Genomic DNA, 14,220 nt, shown 5'->3' with positions numbered 1-14,220 from the left:
CGGCGATTCGCCGGCCATGACACCGCTGCTTTCTGCTTCCGACCACTTCCGCCTGCTGGAGAACGGCGAGGAGTATTTTCCGTGCGTGTTCGACGCCATTGCGCGCGCGCGCCAAAGCGTACTGCTGGAAACTTTTATCCTGTTTGAAGACGAGGTAGGCCACAAATTGCACGCGGCCCTGCTCGCGGCCGCACGCCGCGGCGTGCGCGTGGCGCTGACGGTGGACGGCTTCGGCTCGCATGACCTGTCGCCGGCCTTTATCGCGGGGCTGGTCGACGCAGGCGTGCAGTTCTGCACATTCTCGCCGCGGCCGCGGCTGTTCGGTGTGCGCACGCATATCTTCCGGCGCATGCACCGCAAGCTGATCGCCGTCGATGCCGAGGTGGCGTTCGTCGGCGGCCTCAATTTCTCGGCGCAGCACCTGTACCAGTACGGGCCGCTCGCCAAGCAGGACTATGCGGTGGAAATCCGCGGACCCTGCGCGCGCCAGGTGCACGACTTTCTGGTGCGCGCGATGCCAGGCGCCTGCTCGCCGACGCCGCCCATGCCCGGGCCTGTGGCCGAAGGCGACGAGCCGAAACCGCGCATGCAAAGCGCACGCGCGAGCCTGGTCACGCGCGACAACCACCGCCACCGCAACGACATCGAGTTTGCCTACCTGGACGCGATCCGCGCGGCGCGGCGCGAGGTCATCATTGCCAACGCGTACTTCCTGCCGGGCTACCGGCTGCTGCATGCGCTGTGCGAGGCCGCCGCGCGCGGCGTGCGGGTGCGGCTGCTATTGCAGGGCAAGCCCGACATGCCGTGGGTGGCGCGCGCCGGCGGCCTGCTCTACGCACACCTGCAGGACGCCGGCGTACAGATCCTCGAATACGTCGAGCGGCCCTTCCACGGCAAGGTCGCAGTGGTCGACGACAACTGGGCCACGGTCGGCTCCAGCAATCTCGATCCGCTGAGCCTGTCGCTGAACCTCGAGGCCAATCTGGTGATCCACGATCAAGCCTTTGCACGCCACCTGCGCGGCCAGCTGGAAGCGCTGATCGGCGCGCGCTGCCGCGCGGTGCCGCCGGGTCTGAAGTCGCCGCGCAACCGCCTCGATGCGCTGGGCGCGACGCTGATGTTCCACTTCCTGCGGCGCTTCCCGGCGTGGGCGGGCTGGCTGCCGGCGCATGCGCCGCGGCTGGTGCAGCCGATGCCGGGCGGGCGGCGCAACGCGCGGCGCGTGGTGGTGTTGCGCGGAGGCGCGGAATGACGGGCGCCGAAGCCCTGACCGCCATCCGCCAGCATGCGCACTGGCCGGCCTGGCGCCGTGCCATCGGCATCCTGTTCATTGCCGCCGTGTTGGCGCTGATCGCGCGCAAGCTGGGCACCATCGACTGGGACGCGGTGCTGGAAGCGCTGCGCGGCTTCAACGCGCGCACGCTGCTGCCGGCGGCCGGCTTCGTGGCACTGAGCGGGCTGCTGTACAGCCAGTTCGACGTGCTCGGCTGCCGCTATGCCGGGCACCCGCTGCCGCTGCGCCGCGTGATGGCGATCTCCTATGTCAGCTACACGCTCAGCCTCAACCTTGGCGCCACGCTGGGCGGCGCGGGCGTGCGCTACCGGTTGTACTCGCGCGCGGGGCTGAGCGCGCCGCAGATCTGGAGCCTGTTCGTGGTGGTGGTGACGACCAACTGGCTCGGCTATGCGGTGCTGGCGGGCGCCATCCTCGCCGGCGAACTGGTAGTGCTGCCGCTGGAGTGGGGCATTCCCGCGGCGCTGACGCGGGTGCTGGGCATGCTGATGCTGGCGATCCCGGCCGCCTACCTGGCCGCATGCGCGCTCTGGCACGGCCGCCACCGCACCGTGCGCGACCACGACATCTATGTGCCCACGGTGCGCTTCGCGGCGTTGCAATGCGCGCTGTCGGCGGCCCACTGGATGTCGATGGGCGCGATCCTGTACGCGCTGCTGCATACGCATGCGACCTACTTCACGGTGCTGGGCGTGCTGCTGGCGTCGGGGCTGGCGGGCGTGGTGGTGCGCATCCCCGGCGGGTTGGGCGTGATCGAGACCGTGTTCCTGACCATGCTGGGCGACCAGGTGCCGCACGGCCTGCTGCTCGCTGCGCTGATCGCGTATCGGGCGTTGTATTACCTGATTCCGTTGATGATCGGGGCGGTGAGCTATTTCGTGCTGGAGGCGCGGGGCAAGCGGCATGGCGGGGATGAGGTGAGGTGATGGGGTAGTGCGAGCGCCTGCCCTCTCCCCCGGCCCCTCTCCCGCGGGCTGTATAGACCGGGGACATAGGTAACAGGTGTGCCAGGACATGGGTAACACTTTTCCCGCTTAGTCAGCGGGAGGATAACGTTGCCCTGGAGCCAAACCACCGTGAAGCAGCAAAGAGAAGAGTTCGTCCGCCTGGCACGCCAGGCGGACGCCAACATTGCGGAGCTTTGCCGCCGCTTCTGCATCAGTCGCAAGACCGGTTACAAGTGGTTGAATCGAGAGGATCTGGACGACCGAACTCGGCGTCCACATAGCTCTCCCGGTCGAACTCCAGCTGCCGTCGAAGAGCGCGTGCTAGCGATTCGAGCCGAACATTCGGCCTGGGGCGCCCGCAAGATCGCACACGTGCTGGAGCGCGACCACCGCCTCCAGATCGCCCCGAGTACAGTCAATTGGGTGCTGCGCCGCCATGGCTTGATCGATCCGGCCGCCAGCGCGGCCGCGACAGCATGGCAGCGCTTCGAGCACGACCGGCCCAATGCACTATGGCAAATTGACTTCAAAGGTCACTTCGCGACCGACACGCAGAGGTGCCACCCGCTCACGGTCTTGGACGATCACTCCCGGTTCAATGTGCTGCTCAGGGCCTTGGGCAACGAACAGTTTGAATCCGTACAAGAAGCGTTAGCGAAGGCTTTTGCGCGCTATGGGCTGCCCGAGCGGATCAATGCAGACAACGGCCCGCCCTGGGGTTCTCCAGTGCCTCGTGCGTTAACCACGCTGGGCGCCTGGCTGATTCGCCTGGGCGTGCGGCTCAGTCATAGCCGACCTGGCCATCCTCAGACCAACGGCAAGGACGAGCGCTTCCATCGAACCATGCAGGCAGAGCTGCTGGCCAACCAGCGCTTCCGGGATCTGGATGATGCGCAGCATCACTTCAGCCATTGGCGCCACGTGTACAACTTCAAGCGCCCACACCACGCGCTGGATATGGAGACACCCGCAAGCCGCTATGCGCCTAGTCCACGGGCGATGCCGCGCGAACTCCCGCCTATCGAGTACGACAGCGATGACATCGTGCGAAAGGTAGGCGACGGTGGGCGCATCTGCTTCCGGGGAAAGACGTTCCGGGTCGGACGAGCCTTGATCGGAACGCCCGTAGCATTGCGCCCTCGCGTGGACCTGGACGGCACCTTTGACGTCTACTTCTGCCATCAAAAGGTGGCCACAATAGACCTACAGCAGGTCTATTAAACTGGAGACTGGACTGTTACCCATGTCCCGGCACATGTGTTACCCATGTCCCCGGTCCATACAGCGGGCGGGAGAGGGGAGCAAACCGGCGGTATCGGATGGGCTGGGGCGGGAGGTCAGGCCGCGGCCAGCGCGCGGTTCAGGTCTTCGATCAGGTCGTCGATATGCTCGATGCCGATCGACAGCCGCACCATGTCTTCGCTGACGCCGGCGGCCTGCAGTTCTTCGGCGTTGAGCTGGCGGTGCGTGGTCGACGCCGGGTGGGTGGCCAGCGACTTGGCATCGCCGATATTGACCAGCCGCGTGAACAGCTGCAGCGCATCGAGGAAGCGCGCGCCGCCTTCACGACCGCCCTCGCCGCCCTGCTTCAGCCCGAACGACAGGATGCCGGGCCCGCGGCCGCCCAGGTATTGCTGCACCAGCGCGTGGTCGGGGTGGTCCGGCAGGCCGGCAAAATTGACCCATGCCACCTTGGCGTGCTGCTGCAGGTGGCGCGCGATCGCCAGCGCGTTGTCGGTGATGCGGTCCAGCCGCAGTGCCAGGGTCTCGATGCCCTGCAGGATCAGGAAGGCGTTGAACGGCGACAGCGCCGCGCCGGTATTGCGCAGCGGCACCACGCGCGCGCGCCCGATATAGGCGGCCGGCCCCAGCGCTTCGGTATAGACCACGCCGTGGTACGACACGTCCGGCTCGTTCAGGCGGCGGAAGCGCTCCTTGTGCTGCGCCCACGGGAACTTGCCGCTGTCGACGATGGCGCCGCCGACGCTGTTGCCGTGGCCGCCCAGGTACTTCGTCAGCGAATGCACGACGATGTCGGCGCCATGCTCGAATGGCCGGCACAGGTAGGGCGAGGGCACCGTGTTATCGACGATCAGCGGCACGCCGTGGTTGTGCGCGACGCGCGCGATCGCCGCGATATCGACCACGTTGCCAAGCGGATTGCCCACTGACTCGACAAACACGGCCTTGGTGCGCGCATCGATCAGGTCGCCGAAGCTGGCCGGATTGCGGCCATCGGCAAAGCGGGTCTCGATGCCGGACTGCGGCAGCGTGTGCGCCAGCAGGTTGTAGGTGCCGCCGTAAAGCTGGCTCGACGAGACGATGTTGTCGCCGGCCTCGGCAATGGTCTGGATCGCATAGGTGATCGCCGCCATGCCGGATGCCAGCGCCAGCGCGCCCACGCCGCCCTCGAGCGCGGCCAGGCGCTGCTCGAGCACGTCGTTGGTCGGGTTCATGATGCGGCTGTAGATGTTGCCGGCCACCTTCAGGTCGAACAGGTCGGCGCCATGCTGCGCGTTATCGAAGGCGTAGGCCACGGTCTGGTAGATCGGCACGGCCACCGCGCGCGTGGTGGGGTCTGGCGAATAGCCGCCATGGACGGCAAGGGTTTCAAGTCTCATCGTGTTCTCTCTTCTTCTCGCTGTTGGGTGCCGGACCGGCGCGCGGGGGCAGTGCCTGCCATGGCGCCGGGCATGCCGAGCAGTGCGCCGCACGGGCGCACCAGGCCGTGCGATGGTACCAGCCGGCCCGCGCACGCCCCTGCGGCGTGGCCGCTATGGTTGCCGACGGCGCTCGCGCGAGGCAAGGAAACTTATTGCATTTGGATATGCGCGGCGCCGCTGCTCGAGAGCGTCATGCCCCGACCGCGAGCGGCGGTTCGGCCTGCTGACAGCGCAGGTTCTCCGGCCGGCGCAGCCCCAGGTGCTCGCGCAGCGTGGTGCCCGTATAGCGCTCGCGGAACAGCCCGCGCCGGCGCAGCTCCGGCAGCACCAGTTCGATGAAATCATCGAGCCCGCCCGGCAGCCAGGGCGGCATGACATTGAAGCCATCGGCGGCCTCGCCTTCGAACCACGCCTGCAGCTGGTCGGCGATGGACTGCGGTGTGCCGTGGATCGACCAGTGGCCGCGCGCGGTGGCCACGCGCAGACATAGCTGGCGGATGGTGAGCCCTTCGCGCCGGGCCAGGCCGGTAACCAGCTGGAAGCGGCTCTTGGCGCCGTTCGGCTCGGCCAGGTCGTCGGGCAACGGTCCGTCCAGCGGATAGCCGCTCAGGTCGATCCCGCCCAGGTGCTGCGACAGCAGGGCCAGCCCCACCGACGGATGGATCAGGTTTTGCAGCGCTTCGAATTTCTCCTGTGCCTCGGCCTCGCTGCGGCCCACCACCGGGAACACGCCCGGCAGGATCTTGAGCTGGTCGGCCGTGCGGCCATAGCGCGCGAGCCGCGCTTTCAGGCCGCGATAGAAGGCCTGCGCATCCGCCAGCGACTGCTGCGCGGTGAAGATGACCTCGGCGGTGCGTGCGGCCAGCTCCTGCCCGGCCTCGGACGAGCCGGCCTGCACGATCACCGGATGGCCCTGCGGCGGGCGCGCGACGTTGAGCGGCCCGCGCACCTGGAAATGCGCGCCGCGATGGTCCAGCGTGTGCAGCTTGTCCGCATCGAAATGCCGGCCGCTGTCCTTGTCGTAAAGGAAGGCATCATCCTCCCAGCTGTCCCACAGCCCGGTAACCACGTCGACGAACTCCTCGGCACGGGCGTAGCGGTCAGCGTGCGCGGGATGACGCTCGAGGCTGAAGTTGCGCGCCTCGGCATCCGACCACGACGTCACCACGTTCCAGCCCGCGCGGCCGCCGCTGAGATGGTCGAGCGAGGCGAACTTGCGCGCCACATGAAAGGGCTCGTTGTAGGTGGTGGAGACGGTCGCCACCAGGCCGATGCGCTGCGTTACCGCCGCCAGTGCCGACAGCAGCGTCAGCGGCTCGAAGGTGGCGGCGCGCGCGGTGCGCGGCAGGGTGGCATCGTCCATGCCGCGGATCGCGACGCCGTCCGCCAGGAACAGCGCATCGAACCCCGCGGCCTCGGCGCGCTGCGCCAGCCCGATGTAGTGCGCCAGGTTGCGGCCGGCATCGGCCTGCGCGCCGGGATGGCGCCACCCGGCGACATGGTGCCCGGTGGCCTGGAGAAAGGCGCCCAGATGCAGCTGGCGCGGCGGCTTTTGCGATGACATCGATCGTGCTCTCCGGAAGAAGCTGGCTGGATCAGGCCGCTTGCCGTTGCGCGGCACCGGCGGACTGGTTGGCCGGCGCCGCGCCCTCGCCGCGCACGCCCGCCTTCACCGCCTTGCTGCGGCGGCCATCTACACCGACCGGAATGTCGCCGGCCACGGTGGCGCGGCGCACCACGCGGTGCGCGTCGCCATAGTCGTTGATGGCGTAGTGCTGGGTGGCGCGGTTGTCCCAGATCGCGACGTCGCCCGCGCGCCAGCGCCAGCGCACGGTGTTCTCCAGCCGGTGCACATGGCCCTGCAGCACGGCAATCAGGTGCGCCGAATCGGCCGACGCGTAGTCCAGCAGCTTCTTGACGAAGTGCCCCAGCACCAGCGTGCGCTCACCGGTTTCCGGGTGCACGCGCACCACCGGGTGCTCGGTCTCGTAGAGCGCCGAGGTGAATACCTCGCGGTAGCGCTTCAGTCCTTCGTCGCTCGGATTGACGCGCGTGGCCGCGTAGTCGTAGTCGTTGGTGTGCAGCGCCCACAGCTTGTCGGCCAGTCCGCGCAGCGGCTCGGGCAGGTCCTGGTAAGCGGCGGCGGTGTTGGCCCACACCGTATCGCCACCGGCGGCGGGAACGGTCACGGCGCGCAGCACCGAGACCGCGGGATAGGCCAGGTCGAAGGTCACGTCGGTATGCCAGGAGTTCGCGCGGCCGCCGTGCTGCGAGTCGAGCTCAAGCAGCTGCGTGCCGTCGCGCGAGGGCACGGTCGGGTGCGGCACGGTGTCGCCGAACAGGCGCGCAAAGGCCTGCTGTGCGGCATCGTCCAGATGCACCTGGTCGCGGAAGAACAGGACCTTGTGCCTGAGCAAGGCTGCGCGGATGGCGGCGAAGGTGGCGGGCGGCAGGTCGCCGTGCAGCGCGACGCCGCGGATCTCGGCGCCGATGCGGCCGGCAACCGGGTGGAGGTCGAGCTGGACGGTCTGGTCTGGCGTGGCGTTGGCTTGGGTCATCACGAAGCTCCGGGGATAGGGATGGGTCAGGCAAGTTCAGGTTGGGGGGCCCGCTGCACGACGGGCTCCTGCCCGGCGAATTCGCGCAGCACGGCATCGCGCGCCCGCGCGAAGGGAAGTCCGGCGCGTTCGCGCGGATGCGGCAGGTCCACCGGCAGGATGCGGCGGATGCGGCCGGGCCGGGGTTCCATCACCACCACACGGTCGCCCAGGAAGACGGCTTCTTCGACGTCGTGGGTGACAAGGATCATGGTGATGCCCTCGGCCTGCCAGATGCGCTGCAGCTCCTGCTGCAGGTAGGCACGCGTCATCGCATCGAGCGCGCCGAAGGGCTCGTCGAGCAGCAGGATCTCCGGCCGCGTCACCAGTGCCCGAGCAATCGCCACGCGCTGCGACATGCCGCCGGAGAGCTGGTGCGGATAGGCCTGTTCGAAGCCGCGCAGGCCTACCAGCGCGATATGCTCGGCAACGTTGCGGTCTTTCTCCGCGTCGCTGCCTGGGGTGTTGAGCAGCGCCAGCCGGATGTTCTGCTCGACTGTCAGCCACGGGAACAAACGATGCTCCTGGAACACGATGCCGCGCTGCAGGCTGGTGCCCGATACGCGCTTGCCGTCCAGCAGGATCTCGCCGCGATAATCCTGTTCCAGCCCCACCACCAGCCGCAGCAGGGTGGACTTGCCGCAGCCGCTGGCGCCGACGATGCTGACGAACTCCCCCGGGGCGATGGTCAGCGTGATGTCCTCGAGCACGGGCAGCGCCCGGCCCTCGACTTCGTACTGCTTGTGCAGGTGCGCGATGCTTAGCGTGCCGGCATGTGGCATTTGTGGTCTCCGTTCAATAAGGGGCAGCGCCGCTCAGCCCGCCGCCACCGAGCGCCCGCGCCAGGCGAGCAGGCGGGATTCGATGCGGCTGGCGATCCAGTTCAGCGTGAAGCCGACCAGGCCGACCACGATCACGCCGAAGATCACCAGGTCCATCCAGAAGTTTTCGCGGCCGTCGGTCATGGTGTTGCCGATGCCGTTGCCGGATACCAGCAGGTACTCCGCGCCGAGCGTCGCCAGCCACGCATAGATCAGCCCCAGGTGGATGCCGGCGAAGATCGACGGAGCCGCCGACGGCAGCACCACGCGCCACAGCACCTGGGTGCGGTTGAAGCGCAGGACACGCGCCACCTCGAGCAGGTCGGCCGGCACGGCGCGGATGCCTTCGAAGGAGTTCAGCACCACCGGGAAGAATGCGGCCAGCGACAGGAACACCACCTTGGCGGCATCGCCCAGCCCGAACCAGACCGAGATCAGCGGGATCCATGCAAACAGCGAGATCTGCTTGACCGTGTGAAAGCTCGGACCGACCATGCGTTCGAACAGGCGCGACAGGCCCAGCGCCGTGCCGAACACCAGCCCGGCGCTGGCGCCGATGGCAAAGCCGGCTAGGTCGCGCCACAGGCTGGCGGCCAATGCCGTGGCCAGCGCGCCGCTTTGCAGCTGGCGCACCGCGGTGTCCCAGACGCTGGATACCGGCACCAGCAGCGGCGAAGTGGTCCAGCCAAAGCGCACGGCGGCCCACCACAGCGCGAGCAGCGCGAGCGGCAGCACCCAGCCGCGCAAGGCGCGGGGCAGGCGAATACGGGGGCGGATAGCGGAAGTGGTCATCGCGGCCTCGCCTCAGAAGCCCGGCTTGCGCCAGCGCAGCACCGCGCCTTCGGCCAGCGCCAGGGTCTTGTCCAGCGCAAAGCCAACCACGCCCACCACCACCACGGCGGCCAGCACCATGTCGAGCTGGAACAGCTGGCGCCCGTAGACGATCATGTAGCCCAGCCCCTCGGACGAGGCCAGCAGCTCCACCACCACCAGCGCCAGCCACGCGTGCGTCAGGCCGTAGCGCACGCCGTTCCACACCGGCGCGGCCGCGGCGGGCAGCACCACGCGCGACAGCGTCTGCCAGCGCGTGAGCTGCAGCACCCGCGCCACTTCCAGATAGCGGGTCGGCACGCTGCCGATGCCCTTGTACGTGTTCAGCGCCACCGGCACGAAGGCGGCCTTGGCGATCAGGATCACCTTGAGCGCTTCGTCGATGCCGACCAGCAGCATCAGCAGCGGCAGCCAGCCCAGCACCGGCACCTGGCTGAAGGCCTTGAAGGTCGGGTAGACGTAGTCGCACAACGTCCGTGACAGGCCCATGGCCGCGCCTAGCGCCAGGCCGCCGGCCAGCCCCACGGCGAAGCCGCCGGCCACGCGCAGCGCGCTGATGGCCAGGTTGGCCTGCAGTTCCCCGCTTTGCCAGAGGTCGGCCAGCGTGCGTGCTACGTCTTCGGGTGCGGGAAGCACCTGCGGCGGAATCCAGGCATTGCGGGCGGCCACGTACCAGACCAGCAGCAGCGCCAGCGGCACCGGCCAGGCCAGCAGCCAGCGTGTGGCATCCTGCCAGCGCAGTGGCTTGCGCGGGGAAGGCGCGCGCGGCGCTGCTGCGGCGGGCAGTGAAAGCGAATCGGCGACGGACATGATGTCAGGCTCCCAGGATCTTGCCGTTGGGTTGGTAGACGGGCCAGTAGCTCTGCAGGCTAAGTTCGTTGAGCGCAGCCTTCAGGAAACGCTGGTCGATCCACTGGTCCACGTCAAAGCGCGCACGGCTCAGCTTGAAGCGATAGGCCTGCTCGACCGCGTCCTTGTAGCGGCTGACCAGGAAGGGATCGAAATTCGGGTTCAGCCGCACCCGCAGCGGCTCGCCGTCGAAGTCCTCCTTCCAGTGGTCATAAGGCGTACCCGCGCGCGCCCAGGTGCGCAGCACCTCCTCGCGATGGCTCTCGTCCGAGGCCCACCGCGCCGCCTCGACCGCGGCCTTCACCAGGTGCTGCGTGGCCTCCGGATAGCGCCCGGCGAATTCGTCGCTCACCAGTACGTGGCTTTGCCGTGTGTAGATCGGCGACTGGTTCTTGCTGGAGTAAAGGATGCGCACCGCGCCCTTGTCGCGCAGGCGCAGGATGTCCATGGCACCGATGGCGGCGTCGATGTCGCGCGTGGACAGCGCCGCCAGGTAGCCGGCCGTGTCCAGGTTCAGCAGGCGCAGGTCCTTGTCCGACAGCCCGTTCGCTTCCAGCAGGCGCAGCGCGGGCAGATGCATGTTGGTGCCCTTGAACAGCGACACGCGCTTGCCGCGCAGGTCGCTGACCGTCTTCAGCGGCGAATCGGGCGGCACTCCCACGTAGATGTTGGCGCGCACGCCGGTGGCCAGCACCAGCCGCGTCTTCAGGCCAGCGGAGCGTGCCACGATGGATGGCAGGTCTCCTTGCAGCGCAACGTCGAGCTGGCGGTTGGCCAGCGCCTCGTTGACGGCGGGGCCGGCGCCCTTGAAGAAGAACCACTCCACGCGCGTGCCGGTCGGCTTGAACGACTCCTCCAGCCAGCCGCGTGCATGGGCAATCGCCAGCGAGCTGCCGGCAAAGCTGGGCGGAGTGCCGGTGGCTGGCTGGGCCACGCCGACGCGGATCACGTCAGGCCGCGCGGCCGGGCTGGCGCTGAACGCGGACAGCGGCGACAGCGAAGCCGCCATGCCCAGTCCGGACCAGGCCGCGCAGCGCAGCAGCTCGCGGCGGGTCAGCGTGGGTGCAGCGGTGGCATCGGGGCGCGGGGTGGTCATCGTGCAGACCTTCTTGAAGTGGAGGACGGCTCCACGATAAGCGGCGCTGCGCGCGGACCAGAACGAATGATTCCGGCTTTGGTTATCGGCCCCGCGCATATGGCGTGCAGCGCGGCGTTGGCATATCGGCATACATTCTTCTTCGTTGGCCAAGTGCCGGTGCTGTCCTACAGTCTGCGCATTTTGATCGCTACCAGACTGACCACGCCCTCACGATGAGCAATGACCTGACTTCCGGCCGCCGGCGCTTCCTGCAGCGCGGGGCGTTGCTGGGCGCCGCCGCGGCCGGCGCCGCCACTGCGGCGCGCGCCGAACCCCTGACGGTTGCGCCGTGGACGCGCGCGCCGGGCGAGCCCGTGCTGTGGCATGCCTACGGCCAGCCGTCCCCGTTCGAGAAAGACGTGGTGCGGCGCAGCCGCAGCGCGGCGCCGCTGCCCGGCGCCAACTCGTCGATGACGCCGCTGCAGGACCTGCGCGGCATCATCACGCCGACCGGGCTGGTGTTCGAGCGCCATCACGCCGGCATCCCGCTGATCGACCCGGCGCAGCACCGGCTGGCGGTGCACGGGCTGGTGGCGCGCCCGCGCATCTTCACCATGGACGACCTGGTGCGCCTGCCGTCGGTGTCGCGCATCCATTTCCTGGAGTGCTCGGGCAACACCGGGCGCGAGTGGAAGGCGCCCGGTGCGAAGTCGGTGCAGATCAGCCATGGCCTGCTGTCTTGCTGTGAGTGGACCGGCGTGCCGTTGTCCGTGGTGCTGGACGAAGTCGGCGTGGCGCCCGATGCGGCCTGGGTGCTGGCCGAGGGCGCCGATGGCGCAGCCATGACGCGCAGCGTGCCGCTGGCCAAGGCGCTGGAAGACGCGCTGCTGGTCTATGCGCAGAACGGCGAGATGCTGCGGCCCGAGCATGGCTATCCGCTGCGGCTGTTCCTGCCGGGCTATGAGGGCAACATGTCCATCAAGTGGCTGCGGCGCCTGAAGCTGGGGCGCGCACCGTTCATGTCGCGCGAAGAGACGTCGAAGTACACGGACTCCTTGCCCGACGGCAGCGCGCGGCAGTTCACCTTCCTGATGGACGTGAAGTCCGTGATCACCTTTCCCGCGCCGGATCACAAGCTGCGTGAGCGCGGGTTCTATGAGATCTCGGGCCTGGCGTGGTCGGGCCACGGGCGCATCCGCCGCGTCGAGGTGTCGGTCGATGGCGGCCGCAGCTGGCGCGAGGCGCAGCTGCAGGAGCCGGTGCTGGACCGCGCCCTGGTGCGTTTCCGCCTGCCGTGGCGCTGGGATGGCGCCCCGGCTGCGCTGGAGAGCCGCGCCATCGACGAAGCCGGCAACGTCCAGCCCACGCCGGACCAACTGGTGGCCGCGCGCGGCGTGGCTTCCACCTATCACTACAACGCGATCCAGCGCTGGCGCGTGGCCGCGGACGGGAGCATTGCCAATGCGCGCGCTTGAACGAATCAGTGGTGCCGCCGCCGTGCTGGCGCTGGCTTGCGCTGCCCAAACGGTCCTTGCGCAGACCTACGGCATAGGCCGCCCCGCCAGCGAGCGCGACCTTGCCGCGTGGAATATCGACGTGACCCCGGACGGCACGGGCCTGCCGCCGGGCAGCGGCACGGTCGCGCGGGGCCAGCAGGTCTATGCGCAGCACTGTGCCGCATGTCACGGCGTCAATGGCGAAGGCAAGCCGGCCGATGCGCTGGTGGGCGGGCAGGGCACGCTGAAGGACGCCGCCAGGGGCAAGGATCCGGTCAAGACCATCGGCAGCTTCTGGCCCTACGCGACCACGGTATTCGACTTCATCAACCGTGCCATGCCCTACAACGCGCCGCAGAGCCTGGCGCCGGACGAGGTCTATGCCGTGACCGCGTGGCTGCTGCACAAGAACGGCATCCTGCCCGCGGATGCGGTGCTGGACGCGCACACGCTGCCGCAGGTGAAGATGCCGAACCGCGATGGCTTTGTCGCCGACGCGCGCCCGGATACGGCCAACGTGCCATGCCGCAGCGGTTGCCCCGGCAAGCCCTGAGGGCCCGCCAATGTCGAGACATGGATATGCGATAAGCGGATAAGCGCCAGCGATATGATTCGTTGACCGTGCAGTAGCCGGCTCTCTACAGTGCAAGCTTGTATGCGGCATCCCGGATGCCGCATCGGCTTCCCCCGTATGCCAGAGCTTGCCATGACGACCGCAACCGCCCATGCCAGTGTTTCGCGCCAGCAGAGAGCGCCGCATTCCACCGCATCTTCCGCAGACGCAGGCAACTTCGAGGTCCGCCCGCTGGACGCGCCGCTGGGCGCGGAAGTGATCGGGCTCGACTTGTCGCAGCCGCTGTCCGACGCGAATTTTGCACGCATCCATCGCGCCCACCTCGACCACCACGTGCTGGTGTTCCGCGACCAGCGCATCACGCCCGCGCAGCAGATCGCTTTCAGCCGCCGCTTCGGCCCGCTGCAGATCCACGTGCTGCACCAGTTCCAGCTGCCTGGCCATCCGGAAGTGCTGGTGGTCTCCAACGTGGTCGAGAACGGCAAGCCGATCGGGCTCGGCGATGCCGGCCACTTCTGGCATTCGGACCTGTCGTACAAGGAAAAGCCCAGCCTTGGTTCGCTGCTGCATGCGCGCGAACTGCCCGCCGAGGGAGGCGACACGCTTTTCGCCAACATGCACCTGGCCTGGGACACGCTGCCGGCGGCGCTGCAAAGCGCCGTCGATGGGCTGCAGGCCGAGCACACCTACCTGGCGCGCTACGCCGAGCTCCAGCAGCGCAGCCCGTGGCGGCCCAACCTGACGCCGGAGCAGATCGCGCAGGTCAGGCCGGTGCTGCAGCCGGTGGTGCGCACCCATCCGGAAACGGGACGCAAGGCGCTCTTTGTCAGCGAGCACTTCACCACCCGCATCGTCGGCCTGCCCGAGCAGGAAAGCCGCGACCTGCTGGACCAGTTGTTCGCGCACAGCGTCAAGCCCGCCCATATCTACCGCCACCAGTGGCAGCCACATGACCTGGTGTTCTGGGACAACCGCTCGCTGCTGCATCTTGCCGCGGGCTGTCCGCCAGAGCTGCGGCGCGTGATGTACCGCACCACCATCGAAGGCGACGTGCCGCGCTGAAGGCGGCA

At 68.4% G+C, this 14,220-nt stretch carries 13 protein-coding genes; 6 read left to right on the top strand and 7 right to left on the bottom strand.

Going from position 1 to position 14,220, the window contains the following annotated elements; all coding sequences use genetic code 11:
• Nucleotides 1–16: 16 nt before the first annotated feature.
• The 3 genes from clsB to A2G96_RS29330 all read left to right on the top strand — a co-directional run bounded on the left by clsB (nt 17) and on the right by A2G96_RS29330 (nt 3,462).
• Nucleotides 17–1,252: a cardiolipin synthase ClsB gene (clsB, locus tag A2G96_RS29340; RefSeq protein ID WP_062803643.1), complete on the top strand. Its 1,236-nt coding sequence runs from the start codon at nt 17–19 to the stop codon at nt 1,250–1,252.
• Nucleotides 1,249–2,220: a lysylphosphatidylglycerol synthase domain-containing protein gene (locus A2G96_RS29335; protein ID WP_062803642.1), complete on the top strand. Its 972-nt coding sequence runs from the start codon at nt 1,249–1,251 to the stop codon at nt 2,218–2,220. The genes clsB and A2G96_RS29335 overlap by 4 nt, the downstream gene beginning before the upstream one ends.
• A gap of 129 nt (nt 2,221–2,349) precedes the next feature.
• Entirely contained in the window at nt 2,350–3,462 is a 1,113-nt protein-coding gene (locus tag A2G96_RS29330) for an IS481 family transposase (protein WP_062798133.1), read from the top strand.
• 116 nt (nt 3,463–3,578) lie between these two features.
• Here A2G96_RS29330 and A2G96_RS29325 read toward each other — a convergent pair whose 3' ends face one another.
• From A2G96_RS29325 to A2G96_RS29295, 7 genes are all read right to left on the bottom strand, one after another.
• Nucleotides 3,579–4,862: an O-acetylhomoserine aminocarboxypropyltransferase/cysteine synthase family protein gene (locus tag A2G96_RS29325; RefSeq protein WP_062803641.1), complete on the bottom strand. Its 1,284-nt coding sequence runs from the start codon at nt 4,860–4,862 to the stop codon at nt 3,579–3,581.
• A gap of 232 nt (nt 4,863–5,094) precedes the next feature.
• Nucleotides 5,095–6,468 carry an LLM class flavin-dependent oxidoreductase gene (locus A2G96_RS29320; RefSeq protein ID WP_062803640.1) on the bottom strand — a complete coding sequence of 458 codons (1,374 nt, stop codon included), beginning with the start codon at nt 6,466–6,468 and terminating at the stop codon, nt 5,095–5,097.
• A gap of 31 nt (nt 6,469–6,499) precedes the next feature.
• Nucleotides 6,500–7,462 (bottom strand): TauD/TfdA dioxygenase family protein, encoded by a 963-nt coding sequence (locus tag A2G96_RS29315; protein ID WP_062803639.1) that lies wholly within the window; start codon nt 7,460–7,462, stop codon nt 6,500–6,502.
• Between the two features lie 26 nt (nt 7,463–7,488).
• A complete protein-coding gene (locus A2G96_RS29310; protein WP_062803638.1) occupies nt 7,489–8,283 on the bottom strand; it encodes an ABC transporter ATP-binding protein in 795 nt (264 codons plus the stop codon).
• A gap of 33 nt (nt 8,284–8,316) precedes the next feature.
• Entirely contained in the window at nt 8,317–9,114 is a 798-nt protein-coding gene (locus tag A2G96_RS29305; protein WP_062803637.1) for an ABC transporter permease, read from the bottom strand.
• Nucleotides 9,115–9,126: 12 nt separating this feature from the next.
• The gene (locus tag A2G96_RS29300; RefSeq protein ID WP_062803636.1) at nt 9,127–9,963 is read right to left on the bottom strand and encodes an ABC transporter permease; all 837 of its coding nucleotides are present in this window, start codon (nt 9,961–9,963) and stop codon (nt 9,127–9,129) included.
• A 4-nt stretch (nt 9,964–9,967) separates the two neighbouring features.
• A complete protein-coding gene (locus tag A2G96_RS29295) occupies nt 9,968–11,098 on the bottom strand; it encodes an ABC transporter substrate-binding protein (RefSeq protein WP_062803635.1) in 1,131 nt (376 codons plus the stop codon).
• 215 nt (nt 11,099–11,313) lie between these two features.
• On the opposite strand from A2G96_RS29295, the gene soxC reads away from it, so the two are divergent.
• The 3 genes from soxC to A2G96_RS29280 all read left to right on the top strand — a co-directional run bounded on the left by soxC (nt 11,314) and on the right by A2G96_RS29280 (nt 14,212).
• Nucleotides 11,314–12,555 (top strand): sulfite dehydrogenase, encoded by a 1,242-nt coding sequence (soxC, locus tag A2G96_RS29290; RefSeq protein ID WP_062803634.1) that lies wholly within the window; start codon nt 11,314–11,316, stop codon nt 12,553–12,555.
• Nucleotides 12,542–13,129 carry a c-type cytochrome gene (locus A2G96_RS29285; RefSeq protein WP_062803633.1) on the top strand — a complete coding sequence of 196 codons (588 nt, stop codon included), beginning with the start codon at nt 12,542–12,544 and terminating at the stop codon, nt 13,127–13,129. Before soxC ends, A2G96_RS29285 begins: the two co-directional genes overlap by 14 nt.
• 153 nt (nt 13,130–13,282) lie before the next feature.
• Nucleotides 13,283–14,212 (top strand): TauD/TfdA dioxygenase family protein, encoded by a 930-nt coding sequence (locus tag A2G96_RS29280; RefSeq protein WP_062803632.1) that lies wholly within the window; start codon nt 13,283–13,285, stop codon nt 14,210–14,212.
• Nucleotides 14,213–14,220 lie beyond the last annotated feature (8 nt).

Source organism: Cupriavidus nantongensis (genome assembly GCF_001598055.1).
Taxonomy (GTDB): domain Bacteria; phylum Pseudomonadota; class Gammaproteobacteria; order Burkholderiales; family Burkholderiaceae; genus Cupriavidus; species Cupriavidus nantongensis.
This window is presented reverse-complemented; position numbering and strand designations above follow the sequence as displayed.

What these genes read in the sequence shown, in the direction of transcription:
- A2G96_RS29280 (WP_062803632.1), top strand. Translation starts at nt 13,283, where the DNA reads ATGACGACCGCAACCGCCCATGCCAGTGTTTCGCGCCAGCAGAGAGCG.
- clsB (WP_062803643.1), top strand. Translation starts at nt 17, where the DNA reads ATGACACCGCTGCTTTCTGCTTCCGACCACTTCCGCCTGCTGGAGAAC.
- A2G96_RS29285 (WP_062803633.1), top strand. Translation starts at nt 12,542, where the DNA reads ATGCGCGCGCTTGAACGAATCAGTGGTGCCGCCGCCGTGCTGGCGCTG.
- soxC (WP_062803634.1), top strand. Translation starts at nt 11,314, where the DNA reads ATGAGCAATGACCTGACTTCCGGCCGCCGGCGCTTCCTGCAGCGCGGG.
- A2G96_RS29325 (WP_062803641.1), bottom strand. Translation starts at nt 4,862, where the DNA reads ATGAGACTTGAAACCCTTGCCGTCCATGGCGGCTATTCGCCAGACCCC.
- A2G96_RS29305 (WP_062803637.1), bottom strand. Translation starts at nt 9,114, where the DNA reads ATGACCACTTCCGCTATCCGCCCCCGTATTCGCCTGCCCCGCGCCTTG.
- A2G96_RS29310 (WP_062803638.1), bottom strand. Translation starts at nt 8,283, where the DNA reads ATGCCACATGCCGGCACGCTAAGCATCGCGCACCTGCACAAGCAGTAC.
- A2G96_RS29320 (WP_062803640.1), bottom strand. Translation starts at nt 6,468, where the DNA reads ATGTCATCGCAAAAGCCGCCGCGCCAGCTGCATCTGGGCGCCTTTCTC.
- A2G96_RS29335 (WP_062803642.1), top strand. Translation starts at nt 1,249, where the DNA reads ATGACGGGCGCCGAAGCCCTGACCGCCATCCGCCAGCATGCGCACTGG.
- A2G96_RS29300 (WP_062803636.1), bottom strand. Translation starts at nt 9,963, where the DNA reads ATGTCCGTCGCCGATTCGCTTTCACTGCCCGCCGCAGCAGCGCCGCGC.
- A2G96_RS29295 (WP_062803635.1), bottom strand. Translation starts at nt 11,098, where the DNA reads ATGACCACCCCGCGCCCCGATGCCACCGCTGCACCCACGCTGACCCGC.
- A2G96_RS29315 (WP_062803639.1), bottom strand. Translation starts at nt 7,462, where the DNA reads ATGACCCAAGCCAACGCCACGCCAGACCAGACCGTCCAGCTCGACCTC.